The sequence below is a fragment of the Xanthomonas hortorum pv. pelargonii genome, from assembly GCF_024499015.1.
Classification (GTDB): domain Bacteria; phylum Pseudomonadota; class Gammaproteobacteria; order Xanthomonadales; family Xanthomonadaceae; genus Xanthomonas; species Xanthomonas hortorum_B.
In genome coordinates, this window is record NZ_CP098604.1 from 2,673,167 (window position 1) to 2,688,024 (window position 14,858).

Here is a 14,858-nt window from a genome sequence, read left to right on the forward strand (position 1 = left end):
TCAGTGACCAGACGCTTGGGAGGGCGCCAATGATCACACGCAGACATTTCCTCGGTGCCGGGCTCGGTGCCGCCGCGGCCGGCCCCTGGTTGGGCGCCGGTGCCACCACGCCGATCCCCGGCGGGCAATTGTTGACCGCCACCGACGTGCATATCGGCGACTACCCCACCGTGGAAGCGGTGCGGTGGTTCGGCAAGCAGCTCGAAGCACGCACCAATGGCCGGCTCAAGCTGCGCCAGTACCACTCCGGCCAGCTGGGCCGCGAGTCGGAGGCGATCGACATGGCGCGCTTCGGTGCCATCGACATCACCCGGGTGTATTCGGGTGCGTTGAACAACACTTTTCCGCTGACTCAGGCGCTGTGCCTGCCGTACGTGTTCGACTCGGTGCTGCACCTGCGCCGCGCCATCGACGGGCATGTCGGCGACAGCGTGCTGCGCAGCTTCGAGCAGCGCGATCTGGTGGGCCTGGCGATCTACGATTCGGGCGCGCGTTGCTTCTACAACACCAAGCACCCGCTGCACCGCCCGGAAGATCTCAAGGGCCTGAAGTTGCGTGTGGCCTCGTCGGACATCTTCCTCAAGCTGATGCGCATGCTGGGCGCCAATCCCACCCCGATGTCGCTGGGCGAGACGTTCTCGGCGATGGAAACGCACATGATCGACGGTGCGGAAAACAACATGCGCAGCTTCCAGTCCAGCCGCCATTTCGAGGCCGCGCACTACTGGTCGCAGAGCGAGCATTCCTACGCGCCGGACATCCTGGTGATGTCGCGCAAGAGCTTCGAATCGCTGAGCCCGGCCGACCGCGGCCTGGTGGTGGAACTGGCGCGCGCCTCGGTGCCGGTGATGCGCAACCTGTGGGATGCCTCGGAAGTGATCGCGCGCAAACAGGTGATCGACTACGGCGTCAAGATCAACCAGGTCGACATGCCGGCGTTCCGCGCCGCCTCCGCCCCGCTGCTGGCCGAATACCGCAAGCAGCCGGAGATCGAAGCGTTGTACCGCCGCATCCGCGATTTCGCATAGAGGTGATCCAATGACCGAACCCGAGACTCCCGCCGTCCCGGTCGCGCCGTTGCAGCGCGCGCTGGACCGCGTTTCCGATACTGCCGTTGGCGTGGCATCGCTGGCCTTGCTGGGCCTGGTGGTCGTGCAGGGCTGGCAGGTATTCACCCGCTACGTGCTCAACGACTCGCCCAGCTGGACCGAGCCGGTGACGCTGCTGCTGCTCAGCACCGCGCTGAGCCTGGGCGCGGCCGCCGGTGTGCACACCAACCGCCATTTCGGCTTCTACCTGCTGGGCGAACACGTGCCGCCGCTGGTGCGCAAGGTGTTCGATCTGATCCGCCCGCTGATGATCATTGCCATCGGTGCGGTGCTGGCGCGCTGGAGTGCGGCGCTGCTGCTCGATGGCCTGGACATCAAGATGGCCGGCGCGCAGATGCCGCAGAGCATCAACTACCTGCCGCTGTCGATCGGCGGCGCGCTGATGGTGGTGTTCGCCTTGTACAAGCTGTGGCGTGTGCTGCGCCCGATCCACACCGGAGGAGTGCGCTGATGGGCATCGCCATGTTGTTGGGAACCTTCGTGGTGCTGCTGCTGATCGGTGTGCCGGTGGCCTATGCGCTGGGCGCGGCCGCGCTGGCCACGCTGCTGTATCTGGACCTGCCCACGGTGGTGCTGGTGCAGCAGATTTCTGCCGGTAGCGGCTCGGCCTCGTTGATCGCCATTCCGCTGTTTATCTTCGCTGGCGAGTTGATGCTGCGCGGTGGTATTTCCGAACGCTTGATCGCCTTGGCCTCGTCGCTGGTGGGGCGCGTACGTGGTGGGCTGGGCCAGGTCAGCGTGCTGTCGTCGCTGTTCTTCGGCGGCGTGTCCGGCTCGGCGATTGCCGATGTCTCGGCAGTTGGCGGCACGATGATTCCGCAGATGATCAAGCGCGGTTACGACCGCGATTACGCGGTCAACGTCAGCATGACCGCTGCATTGGTGGCCTTGCTGGTGCCGCCCTCGCATAACCTGATCCTGTTTTCCGCAGCAGCGGGCGGCGGTATCTCGATCGCCGATCTGTTCGCCGCCGGCATCTTCCCCGCGCTGCTTATGACCGCAGCGATGATGGTCACCGGCTATGCGGTGGCGCGCCATCGCGGCTACGGTACCGAGCCGTTCCCCGGCTGGCGCGCAGTGGCGCTGCGCCTGTTCGGCGCACTGCCGGGCCTGGGGTTGGTGGCGCTGATCTTCATCGGTATTCGCGCTGGCATCTTCACCGCAGTGGAGAGCGCCGCGATTGCGGTGGTGTACGCGTTGATCGTCACCGCGCTGCTGTATCGCCAGCTGCGTTGGGCCGAGTTCTTCGCCGCGGTCACGCATGCCGCGCGCACCACCGGCGTGATCTTGTTCGTGATCGCCACGGCTGCAGTGTTCGGTTGGTTGCTTGCGTACTTGCAGGTGCCGGCGGCCGCAGTGAAGTTCCTGCAGGCCATCGCCGACAGCAAGAACACCGTGCTGCTGATGATCGTGGTGATGCTGTTGCTGCTGGGCATGTTCATGGACCTGGCGCCGAAGATTTTGATCTGCACGCCGATCTTCCTGCCGGTGGTCAAGGCCTACGGCATCGACCCGATCCACTTCGGTCTGGTGATGGTGCTGGCTGGCGGTATCGGTTTGATCACCCCGCCGATCGGCTCGGTGTTGTTTATCGGCACCTCGATCGGCCAGATCACCATCGCCCAGAGCATGCGCACCATTTGGCCATTCTGGTTGGCCGCGCTATGCGTGCTGCTGATCGTGGCGTTTTTCCCCGAACTGTCGTTGTGGTTGCCGAGGGCACTGCGCGCGTAAAAGCGCCACTCCATCCACTGCGTATCCGTCGGCAGGGCGCGGTCGGGGCGAACGAATCGGCATCTACCACGTGCGATTCCACCGCCCCGGCCTCCTCATCCGACAGTCGCTTGGCGACGCTGCATGAGCTGTGCTCAGCGCCGCTGCTGGCGGGAGTTTCCGCCGTCATCCCAGCGGCCGACGATCTAAGGCGTCGGCCGCCGCATCGCCCCGCAGGTTGGGGGTCAAGGAGAGAGCATGCGTGTGCGTATCACTTCACCCCGTTTGCGTTGGCTGCTGGCCAGCGGCCTGCTGCTGTGTGCCGGGCTAAGCGCTGCGGCCGACTGGAAGCGCGGCATCGAACACCAGCGTATTGCCGACCAGGGCAACGGCACCTTCCTCAACCCGGTGCTGGCCGGCGATCACCCCGACCCGTCGGTGCTCAAGGACGGCGACGACTACTACCTCACGCTGTCCTCGTTCGACGCGTATCCGGGTCTGCCGATCTGGCATTCGCGCGATCTGGTCAATTGGCAACCGCTGGGCCATGCGATCACGCAGAACGTCGGCGCGATCTGGGCGCCGGATCTGATCAAGCACGGCAAGCGCTATTACATCTACTTCCCGGCGCGCCGCGGCGACCAGGGCGAGCGCAGCAACTTCGTGGTCTGGGCCGATGACATCAAGGGCCCGTGGAGCAAGCCGATTGACATCGGCCTGGGCAAGTACATCGACCCCGGCCATGCAGTGGGCGAGGACGGCAAGCGCTATCTGTTCCTGAGCGGCGGCGATTACGTGCAACTCTCCGACGATGGCTTCAAGGTGGTCGGCACGCCCAAGCACGTCTACGACGGCTGGAAATACCCGGAAAGCTGGGACGTGGAGGGCTACGCCCAGGAAGGCCCCAAGATTACCCGCCACAACGGCTGGTACTACATGACCACCGCCGTTGGCGGCACCGCCGGCCCGCCGACCGGGCACATGGTGATCACCGCGCGCTCGCGCTCGATCCACGGCCCCTGGCAGAACGCGCCCAACAACCCGATCACCCGCACCAAGAGCGCCGACGAGCCGTGGTGGTCGCGTGGCCACGCCACCCTGGTGGAAGGCACCGACCAGCGCTGGTGGATGCTCTACCACGGCTACGAACACGGCTACTGGACGCTGGGCCGGCAGGCCTTGCTCGACCCGATCGAATGGACCGCGGACGGCTGGTTCGTCGCCAAGGGCGGCGACCTGGGCACGCCGTTGAAAAAGCCCAGCGGGCAGGCATTGCCGCATGGTCTGAGGTTGTCGGACGACTTCCGCGCCAACACGCTCGGCCCGCAGTGGTCGTTCTTCAACCCGGCCGCCGACGAAGCCAAGCGCCTGCAAGTAGGCGATGGCGTGCTGCGCCTGCAGGGCAAGGGCAGCGCCCCGCGCGACGCCTCGCCGCTGACGCTGATTGCGCCCGACCAGGCCTATCAGTTCGAGGTGCAGATGAACGTTGCACCGGGCGGGCAGGGCGGGGCGCTGTTGTTCTACAGCGACAAGCTCTACGCCGGGGTGGGGAGCAACGGCGAGAACTTCGTCATGCACCGCTACGGCGAAGAACGCCCGGCGAAGCTGGCGCCCAGCGGCAAGGGCGGCGCGCTATGGCTGCGCGTCACCAACAACCGCCACATCGTCACCATCCACAGCAGCACCGACGGCACCACCTGGACCAAGTACCCGGTGCAGATGGAAGTGTCCGGCTATCACCACAACGTGGCCGGCAAGTTCCTGGCACTGAAACCGGCGCTGTACGCGTCCGGCCAAGGCCAGGTGGAGTTCCGCAACTTCCGCTACCGCGCCCTGGACTGACCGTTCTGCACTGCCGGGCATGCCGTGGCGCATCACGCAACGGCGCTCCGGTCATGGCGGATTCGGGACATCGGCAAGCCTGCGAAGGCTTGCCGGCCCGCTGGCCGGTAGAATCCAATCAACTTCAATGGTTGACCGCTATGCCCGCCCGCAAGATGCCTGAAGAGGGAATGCCCGGCCTGCCGAAGGGCAAGGTAGCCACGATCAACGACATCGCCCGGATGTCCGGGGTGTCCAAGAAGACCGTCTCGCGGATCATCAATAATTCGCCGCTGGTCCGCCAGGACACCCGCGAGAAGGTCGAAGCGCTGATGCGCGAGGTCGGCTACTCGCCCGACCCGCTCGCGCGCGGGCTGGCGTTCCGGCGCTCGTTCCTGATCGGCATGGTCTACGACAACCCCACCGCGCAGTACATCGTGGACATGCAGTACGGCGCGCTGGACGCGCTGCGCGGCTCCAGTTTCGAGCTGGTGGTGCACCCCTGCGACAGCCGCAGCCCCGGCTACATCGAAGGCGTGCGCCGCTTTGCCCAGGCGCAGAAGCTGCACGGGGTGATCCTGGTGCCACGCGCCTCCGAGGACCAGGCGCTGGCCGATATGCTGGCCGAGATCGGCTGCCGCTACACCCGCATCGCCTCGGTCGCGCTGGACGCCACCTCGCAGACGGTGATCACCCACGACCGCGATGGCGCCGCCGAGGCCGCCGACTACCTGCTCTCGCTCGGCCACCGCGACATCGCCCTGGTCACCGGCCCCAGCGCCTACCGCTCCTCGGTGGAGCGCACCTCCGGGTTTGCCGACGCGCTGACCCGGCGCGGCATCGAACTGCCGGCCGAGCGGATTGTGGAAGCCGGCTACACCTTCGAATCCGGTGTGGCGGCGGCCGAAAAGCTGCTGCTGGGCAAGAAGCGCCCCACCGCCATCTTCACCGGTAACGACGAAATGGCCGCCGGTATCTACAAGGTCGCACTGCGCGCCGGCATCAACATCCCGCGCCAGCTCTCGGTGATCGGCTACGACGACAGCTCGCTGGCCTCGCGGCTATGGCCGCCGCTGACCTCGGTGCGCCGCCACACCCGCGACACCGGCCGCACCGCCGCCGCGATGCTGATCCAGCCCGACAACGCCCCGCAGCTACCCACCGCCAGCGTGCGCCCGCACCTGATCGTGCGCGACTCCTGCCAACCGCCGGAAGATTGAGCAGGTCAAGCCCAGGGGAGGGGGCCGTCAAGCAAAGCGCTGGCGATTCACTTGTGACGGCGCGTGGCGACGCGTTGGTCATGGCAGGCATTGGCAATCCACTGAGGCGCACCCTCATCCGGCGCTACGCGCCACCTTCTCCCGGAGGGAGAAGGGAGTGAGCCCCTCTCCCTCCGGGGCGAGAAGGCACGGCTTGCGCGCCATGGGCGCGCGTGCCTTGGAGCGCCCGCGCCGCAAGCGCGGGCCGGGGCGCGGAGCGGGGGTTGGGGTGAGGGTACGGCGGCAGACAGCCATCTAAGAAAGCTCGGACATGCGCAGAAGTGAGATGGGCGCACAGGCCTCTACTCGACCAACCCGATCGCGCCCTCTAGCACCGCGCGCAGCCTCGTACCCTCATCCGGCGCTGCGCGCCACCTTCTCCCGCAGGGAGAAGGGATTCCCACGCTATCGTGCACTGCGCAATGACACCGGTTAACCAGAGTTGGTAGAATGTCCCGGTGCAAGCCAATCCCCCTTGCTTGCTACCGGAGATCGCGCATGTCCCTGTACTGCAAGACCCACTACGCCACCCATCCCGCTGCCATCAAGGGCGCCAGCAACGACGACCTGCGCGAGCTCTATCTGCTCGATGGCCTGTTCGTCGACGATGCGGTGACCCTCAAATACACCCACTACGAGCGCTTTGTGCTCGGTGGCGCGGCACCGCTCAGCAAAACGCTGGAGCTGCCCAAGCAGACCGAACCTGCTTCCGCTGCCGGCCATCCGTTCCTGGAGCGCCGTGAGCTGGGCATCCTCAACGTCGGCGCAGGTCCTGGCACCGTGACCGTGGACGGCACCGCCTACACGCTCGGGCCAAAGGACGGCCTGTACGTGGCGATGGGCAGCACCGAGGTCACCTTCGCGTCCGCAGACGCTGCCAACCCGGCCAAGTTCTACCTCGCCTCCACGCCGGCGCACGCGCGCTTCGAGACCAAACAACTCTCGATCAAGGATGCGGTGGCACTGGAGCGCGGCGCGCTGGAAACCAGCAACGAGCGCACCATTTACCAGTACATCGTGCCGGCCACCTGCCAGTCCTCGCAGTTGCTGCTGGGCCTGACCGTGCTCAAGCCGGGCAGCGTCTGGAACACCATGCCGCCGCATCTGCACGACCGCCGCAGCGAGGTGTATTTCTACTTCGATCTTGGCGGCAACGACCGCGTCTATCACTTCATGGGCGAGCCGGACGCGCAGCGCCACATCGTGATCCAGAACAACGAAGCGGTGGTGTCGCCGCCGTGGTCGATCCACATGGGCGCCGGCACCAGCAATTACGCCTTCATCTGGGCGATGGGCGGCGAAAACCTGGATTACACCGACATGCACGTGCTGGACATCTGCCAGCTCAAATGACGCTGGCGCTTGCAAGGCAATACTTAATCAGCGCAATCACTCGGTTAATGCGATTCACCAGCCAAGTTAATGCGATAGCTCCATCAATGCGTGGCCGCGCAGCGCGCGGACGCAACGCACTCATCCAACGTGGCATCACCCAGCAGGAGCGATAAGGTAATGAGCAATCCGTTCAGTCTCGAAGGCAAGGTCGCACTGGTCACCGGTGCCAACACTGGCCTGGGCCAGGGCATCGCGCTGGCACTGGCACAGGCGGGCGCCGACATCGCCGCCGCCGGCATCCAGGCGCCGACCGAGACCGAAGAACTGGTCAAGGGCCTGGGCCGCCGCTTCATCGCCATCCAGGCCAACCTGATCAGCCTCGAGCCAGTCGAGCGCATCCTCAAGGAAACCCTGAACGGCCTGGGCCGCCTGGACATCCTGGTCAATAACGCCGGCCTGATCCGCCGCACCGACGCGGTGGATTTCAGCGAGCAGGATTGGGACGACGTAATGAACGTCAATCTGAAATCGGCCTTCTTCATGGCCCAGGCCGCCGGCCGCCATTTCATCGCCCAGGGCAGCGGCAAGATCATCAACATCGCCTCGATGCTGTCGTTCCAGGGCGGCATCCGCGTGCCGTCGTACACCGCCAGCAAGTCCGGCATCGCCGGCATCACCCGCCTGCTGGCCAACGAGTGGGGCAGCAAGGGCGTGACCACCAACGCCATTGCGCCCGGCTACATGGCCACCGACAACACCGCCCAGCTGCGTGCCGACGAAGCGCGCAACAAGTCCATCCTGGACCGCATCCCGGCCGCGCGCTGGGGCGTACCGGCCGACCTCGGCGGCACCACCGTGTTCCTGGCCAGCAGTGCCTCGGATTACGTCAACGGCGCCATCATCCCGGTCGACGGCGGCTGGCTGGCACGCTGAGAAAAACGCGTCGTTCCCTTCTCCCTCCGGGAGAAGGTGCCCGAAGGGCGGATGAGGGTCGGCATGCACGTACATCAACCAGACGCGCGCTGCATGCCGGCATACCTCTTCCGTGCTCGATCAGAGCCCTAATCCCGCACAGACAAGGCACCGGAAAAGCGCATCAAGACACGGCACCCAAGCGCACACATTCCACATCCAAACCACTTCCCCAAACCCAATTGGAGCATCCCATGAAAATCGCACTCATGAATGAGTTTAGTCAGGCCGGCAAGAACCCGGTGATCCTGCAGCAGCTCAACGACGTCGCCAGCGAGCAGGGCCACAGCGTGTTCAACGTCGGCATGGACGGCGACAACGACCACCGCCTGACCTACATCCACCTGGGCATCGTCGCCAGCCTGCTGCTGAACTCCAAGGCGGTCGACTTCGTCGTCGCCGGCTGCGGCACCGGCCAGGGCGCCATGATGTCGCTCAACGCACACCCAGGCGTGTTCTGCGGCTACTGCATCGAGCCGACCGACGCCTACCTGTTCGCCCAGGTCAACAACGGCAATGCGCTGTCGCTGGCATTCGCCAAGGGTTACGGCTGGGGCGCGGAAATCAACGTGCGCTACATCTTCGAAAAGGCCTTCAGCGGCGAGCGTGGCCTGGGCTACCCGGCCGAGCGTCGTGAATCGCAGGCCGCCAACGCCGGCATCCTGACCCAGCTCAAGCAGGCCACCGCCAAGTCGTATCTCGACGGCCTGCGCGCCATCGACCCGGAACTGATCAAGCAGGCCGTCGGCGGCGAGCGCTTCCAGCAGTGCTTCTTCGACAACGCCCAGGACGCCGAGATCCGCGCCTTCGTCGCCGGCGTACTGGGCAAGCCGGAAGCCGCTGCAGCAGCGGCAGCTTAACCGGCCCCCGAAGCACTAAAGCCCCTCTCCCGCCGGGAGAGGGGTTGGGGTGAGGGTACGGCGGAAGACAGCTGGCCTAAACGGAAAAGGCTTGAAAGGCTTGAAAGGCTTGAGACGACAGTACCGCCGTCCAACATTCATTTCCGATGCCGCCGCACCCTCATCCGCCCTTCGGGCACCTTCTCCCGATGGGAGAAGGGACACCGCGCTGTCCTAAACACTCTTCCCCGGAGCCACCATGCGTCTGCTTCTCTTCGCATCGTTGCTGCTGCTCTCCGCAAACCTCGCCCGCGCCAATACACACCACATCTTCATCGCCGGCGACTCCACCGCCGCCGAGTACGGCCCGGAGCGCGCGCCGCAGGCCGGCTGGGGCCAACTGCTGCAAGACTGGTTCGACCCTGCGCAATGGCAGGTCCGCAACCACGCCAAGGGTGGCCGCAGCACCCGCAGTTTCATCGCAGAAGGACGCCTGGACGCCATCGCCAACCAATTGCAACGCGGCGACATCCTGCTGATCCAGTTCGGTCACAACGACGCCAAGCACGAAGACCCCACGCGTTACACCGACGCGCACAGCGACTATCAGCAGTTCCTGCGCCGCTACATCGCCGTCGCGCGCGACAAGGGCGCCACGCCGATCCTGATCACGCCCGCCGCACGCCTGCTCTACGACTTCGGCGCGCTGCTCGACACCCACGGCCGCTATACGCTGGCCATGCAGCAACTCGCAGCGCAAGAGCACGTTGCCCTCATCGATCTCAATGCCAGTTCCAGCGACTGGATCCGCGCACTCGGCGAACAGGCAGCCAAACCATATTTCCTGTTCGTGCCCGAACAGGGCAAAGCCGACGGCACCCACTTCAGCCGCGCCGGTGCCACTGCAATCGCCTGCCTGGTTGTGCATGGCTGGGTGCAACTGCAGCCCGAGCTCAAAGCACAGCTCCGTCGCGACGCCGATTGCGGCGCAGCCCACAACACCGCCGCACAACGCGCCGCGCAAGCGCATCCCTCGCTGGTGGTGCACGAACGCGACCTCGCCCGCGCGCAACCCGGCCCGCACGGCGGCGCCGGCCCCACCACGGCGTATCCCTTCTTCGCCGACGCAGCGGAGCTGAAATTCGTGCTGCGCAAACGCGTGCTGCACAAAGGCGCCGGCATCGGCCTGCACCTGCACGACAAGGACGAGATCTACTACATCGTCAGCGGCCGCGGGTTGTATGCACTGGATGGCAAGCAATACGAAGTCAATGCAGGCGATGCGCTACTGACGCGGCCGGGAAGTACGCACGCGTTACAGCAAACCGGAGAAGAACCGTTGGTTGTATTGCTGGCATACACGGTGGCGCCGAAGATATAAGCCACACGTCACTGATACGTATCATCGATCTCCCGGTTGGGATGCTCACGATACGCCTTGAAATCAAGCCTATCGCATCGGATCAATCACCGATTCCATCGCCACTATCTCTGCGCGGCTGGCGTTGCATCGCACAGCTTCCTGTTGCCACCGCGCAACCGCCGCGCGTACTTCTTCGATGATGGCCAATGCCTGCGCTCTGGTCAGCCGATAATAATCGTGCGTTTCCATCAATAGCGCCGTATCGGGTGTGGGGTCGTCAAGACTAATGGCCAGTACGTGCACGTCTTTGTCCTGGTTTGGATTGACGTCGAACGCAGGTGCCAAACACCAGCCGTCTTGCTCACGCAGGAACCCATGATTGCGTAAGTGATCGTCGCGATTGCTGACCAGTACGTTGAAGGCGACGCGGCGGAATAACTGGTGCAGGTCATGTTGAATCGCGTGTGTTGCGCCGACGACTTCGATGGCATGCGCAATATCGACGTAAGACGACGCTTCGCTGTGTTCCACATCCAGCAGCGTAAATGCCGAGGCATATGCACGGCGGCTATGCGCAGTGCGATCAAAGCGCTGCACCGCGAACGTGGTGCCTTGATTGGACAATTCCAGTGGTTTGGCGGCAGGCATGCTGATGCCCGCAGCCAGTGACAGACGGTAGGTGATGTATTCCCATCGCCCCACGTCGTAGAGGTCGTCAGCGGAAGGAAATTTCGCCAGCCAGAGAGAGCCATCCGTCTCTCTGACACTGGCCTTGGGCCTGGCGCCACCAAGCGAAGCGCCGGGTGCGATCAGTTGCTTGACCCACGTGAGATCCATGTCGCTGTCATCCATGTCATCGCGCTCAAGGCGGCGAGCAATCGCTTCCAACTCGCGCAATTGCGTCATGGGCGGTGCGCTCAATGCATGGTCGTCGAGGTATCGGCCGGTCGTGCTGTCGCGCAACCTCAGCGCGCCCATGCGGGACGCATCGTTGACGCCGATCAGATAATCCCAGGGCCGCAGTGCACGAACTTTTCGGCCTTGTTCGCGCGCCATGATCACTTCTCTGCGCTTCATCAGCAGTTTGCCCCAGCGATCGGGCGAACAATCCAGAAAGGCACCGGTCAACTCGGACGCTCCGACGCGTGCAATCGATGCGCCTGCATAGAGCGGCAGTTGCGGGTCGAGCGCGAACGCGCGAACAGGTGTCTCGTTGGCCAGCCAGCCGGCGGCATATTCGAACTGCAGTGTCTCGCCACGGCGGCTGTATTGGCGTGTCAAATATCCAACCAGGGAGCTGCCGCCCAATGATTGATCCTCTAGCCACACCTCGACCTTGTTGATGTCATGCGCGAAGGGAGCCGAAGTCATGGCTCGCTCCTGATGGAAGAGGGCCCCGGGCGCCGCAGCCGGCTGTCCTGCAGCTGCCTCCCCAGTGGATCGGCCTGCGCCAGAAGATCGATGTCCTTGTCCACACCAAGCACGGTCAGTACACGGAGAACGGTCGCCAGACTGGTCGATGGATCGCCGTTTTCCAGCTTGGCTAGGGTTGGCACGCTGACGCCGACGCGGGTGGCCAGCTCGCGCTGGGTCATCTCGCGACGCAGTCGTGCGGCGCGCAAGCGTTCTCCCAGCGCCTCGATCTGGCGCTGGGCACGCGGCATGGTGGGAGGGACACGTTTAGCCATACCAAATTAAATTACTCTCTAGCGGTACAAAAGCAAGTTAATTTTGTATTCGAGTGATGTTGGTTCCAGGCTCGGTGGCAAGGTCACCGTCTGGCCCACCCACACAGGCGCAGTGCAACCGCCCGGCACTGCGATGGAGCGGTCGCCGCAAACGTCAGACATCAGCGTCACCCATCCCAAGACACGGCAGCCATTGCACTGCCTTGCACGCCGTGACCTTCGGCACACTGGTGGGCGGCCTCGAGCGGCGGCATGATCGGCCATCCCCAGCGTCCGGCATGTATGAAAACTTCCTGGTTGCTCCTGTTCGTACTCACCACTGTGGCAACTGGCGCACTGGCAAGCCCAGCGCCGGCGGAGCCCGCGCCGGTTTCCCTGGAGCTGCAACTGGCGCCCTACGCAGACAAGGGGGAGGTGACCACGCTGGAGGTGCGCCTGCGCATTGGTGACCTTGCCGTCCCGCGTGGCGGCATCGTGGCGCAGCTGCCGATGCAGGTGAACAACGTGGACACCTTCGCCGAGCACATTGCCTCGATCGAGGCGACCGATGCGCACGGCCAGGTGCAGTTGTCTGGACGGGCCGCCAGCGCGCAGGAAAACGGCGATCAGAGCCAGTTGCGTGTCTGGACCACACCGCGTGCGCTCAGCGGCCCGCTGACCCTGCGCTACCGCGTACCGGCCAACGCAACGCGGCCGCCGCGCGGCCCGGCCCCGCCGATTTCGTTCCGCAACGATGCGCATGCGTTTTCTGCAACGTCGGCGATGTTTCTGGTGCTGCCGCCCGAGGAGCAGATCTACGCGTTGAACATCGGCTGGGATCTGAGCCACCTGCCGGCCGGCGCCAGGGGCGTGAGCTCATTCGGGGAGGGCAACGTGCAGGTTGGGGACATCGATACCGGCAGCCTGCCCGGCTTGTTCTTCATGGCAGGGGATGTCGGACGCTGGCCGAACGTGCCGCGGGCGGACGGGTTTTCGGTTGCCTGGCAGGGGCAGCCGCCCTTCGATGCAAGCGCGTTGTCCGCCTGGGTGGGTGAGCTGCACGAACAGTTCGAAACACTGTTTCCGCAGCCGGAATCCAGGCCCTATACGATTTTTCTGCGCTACAACCCGGTCAACGCCGGCGGCGGAACGGCCTTGTACCGGTCCTTCATCACGACCTACGGCACGCCAGCAGAGACCGATCTGGACGAGATCAAGGTCACCTTGTCGCATGAAATGTTCCACACCTATCAACCGCGCCTGTCGCGCAACGGTGGCGAGTCCACGACCTGGTTCAGCGAGGGCTCGGCAGTCTTTTACGAGGCCCGGCTGCCGCTGCGTTTTGGTTTGTTCACGCCGCAGCAGTATCTGACTGTCCTCAACCTCACCGCAGCGCGTTACTACACCAACGCGCTGGGCGCTCTACCCAATGCACGCATAGAAGAAGGGTTCTGGAAGGACACCCGTATCCGGATGCTCGCCTATGACCGCGGCATGTTGTATCTGGCCACGGTGGACGATGCGCTGCGCAAACGCTCGCACGGTCGACGCTCTCTGGATGACCTGCTGCGCGCACTGTTGCTGATCACCCAGGAGCGCAATGCGACCCAGGCAGACTGGGAGTCCTTGCTGAAGGCAGAGCTGGGCGATACGGCGGTGCAGGAGTTCCACGCGTTTCTGGCGGGCACCCCGCCGTTGCCTGCGTCGGACGCGTTCGGGCCGTGCTTTCGCAGAACCAGCAAACTGCTGCGGCGCTATGTGCTGGGGTTCGAGCCGGCGGTGCTGGCCGAACCCAAACGCATCGTGCGTGGCTTGATGGCAGATTCGGCTGCCGCGCGCGCTGGCGTGCGCAATGGCGATGAAATCGTGCGGCCGGTGCCGCAGGACGGCATCCAAGGCAACCAGACCGAGCGCCTGCACCTGCGCCTGCGTCGCGATGGCAAGGAGTTCGACGTGGACTATCTGCCACGCGGCGAGCAGGTAGACACCTGGCAATGGGAGCGCGTGCCCGGTGTGGACGATGCGCAGTGCCGGCTGTGAGTCCGGGCTGAGGCAAGACGCATCCGGCACCGGCAATGCAGTGATGGCGGCTCAGGCCTTATCCACCCCGTAATGCGTCAGCCCCAGTCGCGCCAGTTCGCCGGAGCGGCGGTAATAGACCTCTTCCCAGCCATCCACGCGCTGGCGGTCGGTCTCGTTCATGGCGTCGAGGATGTCTTCGATGCTGAGCAGATTCGGGTCTTCTTCCAGGCGTTCGAACAATGCGCCCAGGCCTTCGATCGCCTGGCGTGTCTGCGCCGCACCCATCGCCGCCAGCGCCTGCAGCGCGTAAGTGCGCGTGCTGGCGTCCCAGCGGTCGAAATAGCGCGCGTAGCCGCTTTCGACCATGTCCGCGTCCAGCCGTGCCAGTGCAACCAGCTCGCGCTCGCCTGGTGTCAGCGCATCCAGGTGGCCACGCAGCGTGGTTAGTTTGGTCTGCGCGCGCGCACTGCGGCGGCGCCATAACAGCTCGGGCATGTTGAGCAGGCCCTCCGGGGTAGGCGGCGCGACGGCGGGCCAGTTCACCCCAAAACCGTCTTCGGTGATCTGCCACTGCGCGCGCTGCGGCGGGGCCGCCTTGAACAACAGCCGATGCGCCTTGATGGGCTCATCGATACGGATGCCATTGGCCAGGGTGAACAGCAGGCGGGTGTCGTCCAGCTCCAAGCGCCGGATGCGTAGCTGCGTCAGGTCCATTGAGCGAAGGCGGTGTGGGGAGGTTTGACCTTAGTCCGCGTGGG

At 64.8% G+C, this 14,858-nt stretch carries 13 protein-coding genes; 10 read left to right on the forward strand and 3 right to left on the reverse strand.

All coding sequences use genetic code 11. The features are described from left to right. The first annotated feature begins 29 nt into the window (after positions 1-29). From NDY25_RS11690 to NDY25_RS11730, 9 genes are all read left to right on the forward strand, one after another. A complete protein-coding gene (locus tag NDY25_RS11690) occupies positions 30-1,028 on the forward strand; it encodes a TRAP transporter substrate-binding protein (protein ID WP_168959624.1) in 999 nt (332 codons plus the stop codon). A 10-nt stretch (positions 1,029-1,038) separates the two neighbouring features. Continuing rightward, positions 1,039-1,560, forward strand: coding sequence for a TRAP transporter small permease (locus tag NDY25_RS11695; protein ID WP_168959623.1), 522 nt, complete (start codon positions 1,039-1,041; stop codon positions 1,558-1,560). After that, positions 1,560-2,843 carry a TRAP transporter large permease gene (locus NDY25_RS11700; protein WP_006452152.1) on the forward strand — a complete coding sequence of 428 codons (1,284 nt, stop codon included), beginning with the start codon at positions 1,560-1,562 and terminating at the stop codon, positions 2,841-2,843. Before NDY25_RS11695 ends, NDY25_RS11700 begins: the two co-directional genes overlap by 1 nt. Positions 2,844-3,080: 237 nt before the next feature. Next, positions 3,081-4,664, forward strand: a complete 1,584-nt coding sequence (locus tag NDY25_RS11705; RefSeq protein WP_168959622.1) for a family 43 glycosylhydrolase — start codon at positions 3,081-3,083, stop codon at positions 4,662-4,664. A 140-nt stretch (positions 4,665-4,804) separates the two neighbouring features. Next, positions 4,805-5,863 (forward strand): LacI family DNA-binding transcriptional regulator, encoded by a 1,059-nt coding sequence (locus NDY25_RS11710; protein ID WP_180336602.1) that lies wholly within the window; start codon positions 4,805-4,807, stop codon positions 5,861-5,863. Positions 5,864-6,400: 537 nt separating this feature from the next. Further along, entirely contained in the window at positions 6,401-7,255 is an 855-nt protein-coding gene (gene kduI / locus NDY25_RS11715; RefSeq protein WP_168959621.1) for a 5-dehydro-4-deoxy-D-glucuronate isomerase, read from the forward strand. Positions 7,256-7,414: 159 nt separating this feature from the next. Then, on the forward strand, positions 7,415-8,170 hold the full coding sequence (gene kduD, locus NDY25_RS11720; protein ID WP_168959620.1) for a 2-dehydro-3-deoxy-D-gluconate 5-dehydrogenase KduD: 756 nt from the start codon (positions 7,415-7,417) through the stop codon (positions 8,168-8,170). A gap of 233 nt (positions 8,171-8,403) precedes the next feature. Next, on the forward strand, positions 8,404-9,069 hold the full coding sequence (locus tag NDY25_RS11725; RefSeq protein ID WP_006452146.1) for an RpiB/LacA/LacB family sugar-phosphate isomerase: 666 nt from the start codon (positions 8,404-8,406) through the stop codon (positions 9,067-9,069). A 238-nt stretch (positions 9,070-9,307) separates the two neighbouring features. Further along, positions 9,308-10,429: a GDSL-type esterase/lipase family protein gene (locus tag NDY25_RS11730; RefSeq protein ID WP_168959619.1), complete on the forward strand. Its 1,122-nt coding sequence runs from the start codon at positions 9,308-9,310 to the stop codon at positions 10,427-10,429. Between the two features lie 69 nt (positions 10,430-10,498). On the opposite strand, the gene NDY25_RS11735 is transcribed toward NDY25_RS11730, so the two are convergent. Further along, positions 10,499-11,782, reverse strand: a complete 1,284-nt coding sequence (locus NDY25_RS11735; RefSeq protein ID WP_168959618.1) for a type II toxin-antitoxin system HipA family toxin — start codon at positions 11,780-11,782, stop codon at positions 10,499-10,501. After that, positions 11,779-12,075: a helix-turn-helix domain-containing protein gene (locus tag NDY25_RS11740; protein WP_104549506.1), complete on the reverse strand. Its 297-nt coding sequence runs from the start codon at positions 12,073-12,075 to the stop codon at positions 11,779-11,781. Before NDY25_RS11740 ends, NDY25_RS11735 begins: the two co-directional genes overlap by 4 nt. A gap of 306 nt (positions 12,076-12,381) precedes the next feature. On the opposite strand from NDY25_RS11740, the gene NDY25_RS11745 reads away from it, so the two are divergent. Next, positions 12,382-14,118: a M61 metallopeptidase family protein gene (locus tag NDY25_RS11745; RefSeq protein ID WP_168959617.1), complete on the forward strand. Its 1,737-nt coding sequence runs from the start codon at positions 12,382-12,384 to the stop codon at positions 14,116-14,118. A gap of 51 nt (positions 14,119-14,169) precedes the next feature. On the opposite strand, the gene NDY25_RS11750 is transcribed toward NDY25_RS11745, so the two are convergent. Next, complete coding sequence (locus NDY25_RS11750; RefSeq protein WP_168959616.1) at positions 14,170-14,814, reverse strand: DMP19 family protein; 645 nt, start codon at positions 14,812-14,814, stop codon at positions 14,170-14,172. Positions 14,815-14,858 lie beyond the last annotated feature (44 nt).

Excerpts from the sequence above, each read along its gene's own strand:
- NDY25_RS11690 (WP_168959624.1), top strand. The coding sequence starts at position 30 with ATGATCACACGCAGACATTTCCTCGGTGCCGGGCTCGGTGCCGCCGCG.
- NDY25_RS11695 (WP_168959623.1), top strand. The coding sequence starts at position 1,039 with ATGACCGAACCCGAGACTCCCGCCGTCCCGGTCGCGCCGTTGCAGCGC.
- NDY25_RS11700 (WP_006452152.1), top strand. The coding sequence starts at position 1,560 with ATGGGCATCGCCATGTTGTTGGGAACCTTCGTGGTGCTGCTGCTGATC.
- NDY25_RS11705 (WP_168959622.1), top strand. The coding sequence starts at position 3,081 with ATGCGTGTGCGTATCACTTCACCCCGTTTGCGTTGGCTGCTGGCCAGC.
- NDY25_RS11710 (WP_180336602.1), top strand. The coding sequence starts at position 4,805 with ATGCCCGCCCGCAAGATGCCTGAAGAGGGAATGCCCGGCCTGCCGAAG.
- kduI (WP_168959621.1), top strand. The coding sequence starts at position 6,401 with ATGTCCCTGTACTGCAAGACCCACTACGCCACCCATCCCGCTGCCATC.
- kduD (WP_168959620.1), top strand. The coding sequence starts at position 7,415 with ATGAGCAATCCGTTCAGTCTCGAAGGCAAGGTCGCACTGGTCACCGGT.
- NDY25_RS11725 (WP_006452146.1), top strand. The coding sequence starts at position 8,404 with ATGAAAATCGCACTCATGAATGAGTTTAGTCAGGCCGGCAAGAACCCG.
- NDY25_RS11730 (WP_168959619.1), top strand. The coding sequence starts at position 9,308 with ATGCGTCTGCTTCTCTTCGCATCGTTGCTGCTGCTCTCCGCAAACCTC.
- NDY25_RS11735 (WP_168959618.1), bottom strand. The coding sequence starts at position 11,782 with ATGACTTCGGCTCCCTTCGCGCATGACATCAACAAGGTCGAGGTGTGG.
- NDY25_RS11740 (WP_104549506.1), bottom strand. The coding sequence starts at position 12,075 with ATGCCGCGTGCCCAGCGCCAGATCGAGGCGCTGGGAGAACGCTTGCGC.
- NDY25_RS11745 (WP_168959617.1), top strand. The coding sequence starts at position 12,382 with ATGAAAACTTCCTGGTTGCTCCTGTTCGTACTCACCACTGTGGCAACT.
- NDY25_RS11750 (WP_168959616.1), bottom strand. The coding sequence starts at position 14,814 with ATGGACCTGACGCAGCTACGCATCCGGCGCTTGGAGCTGGACGACACC.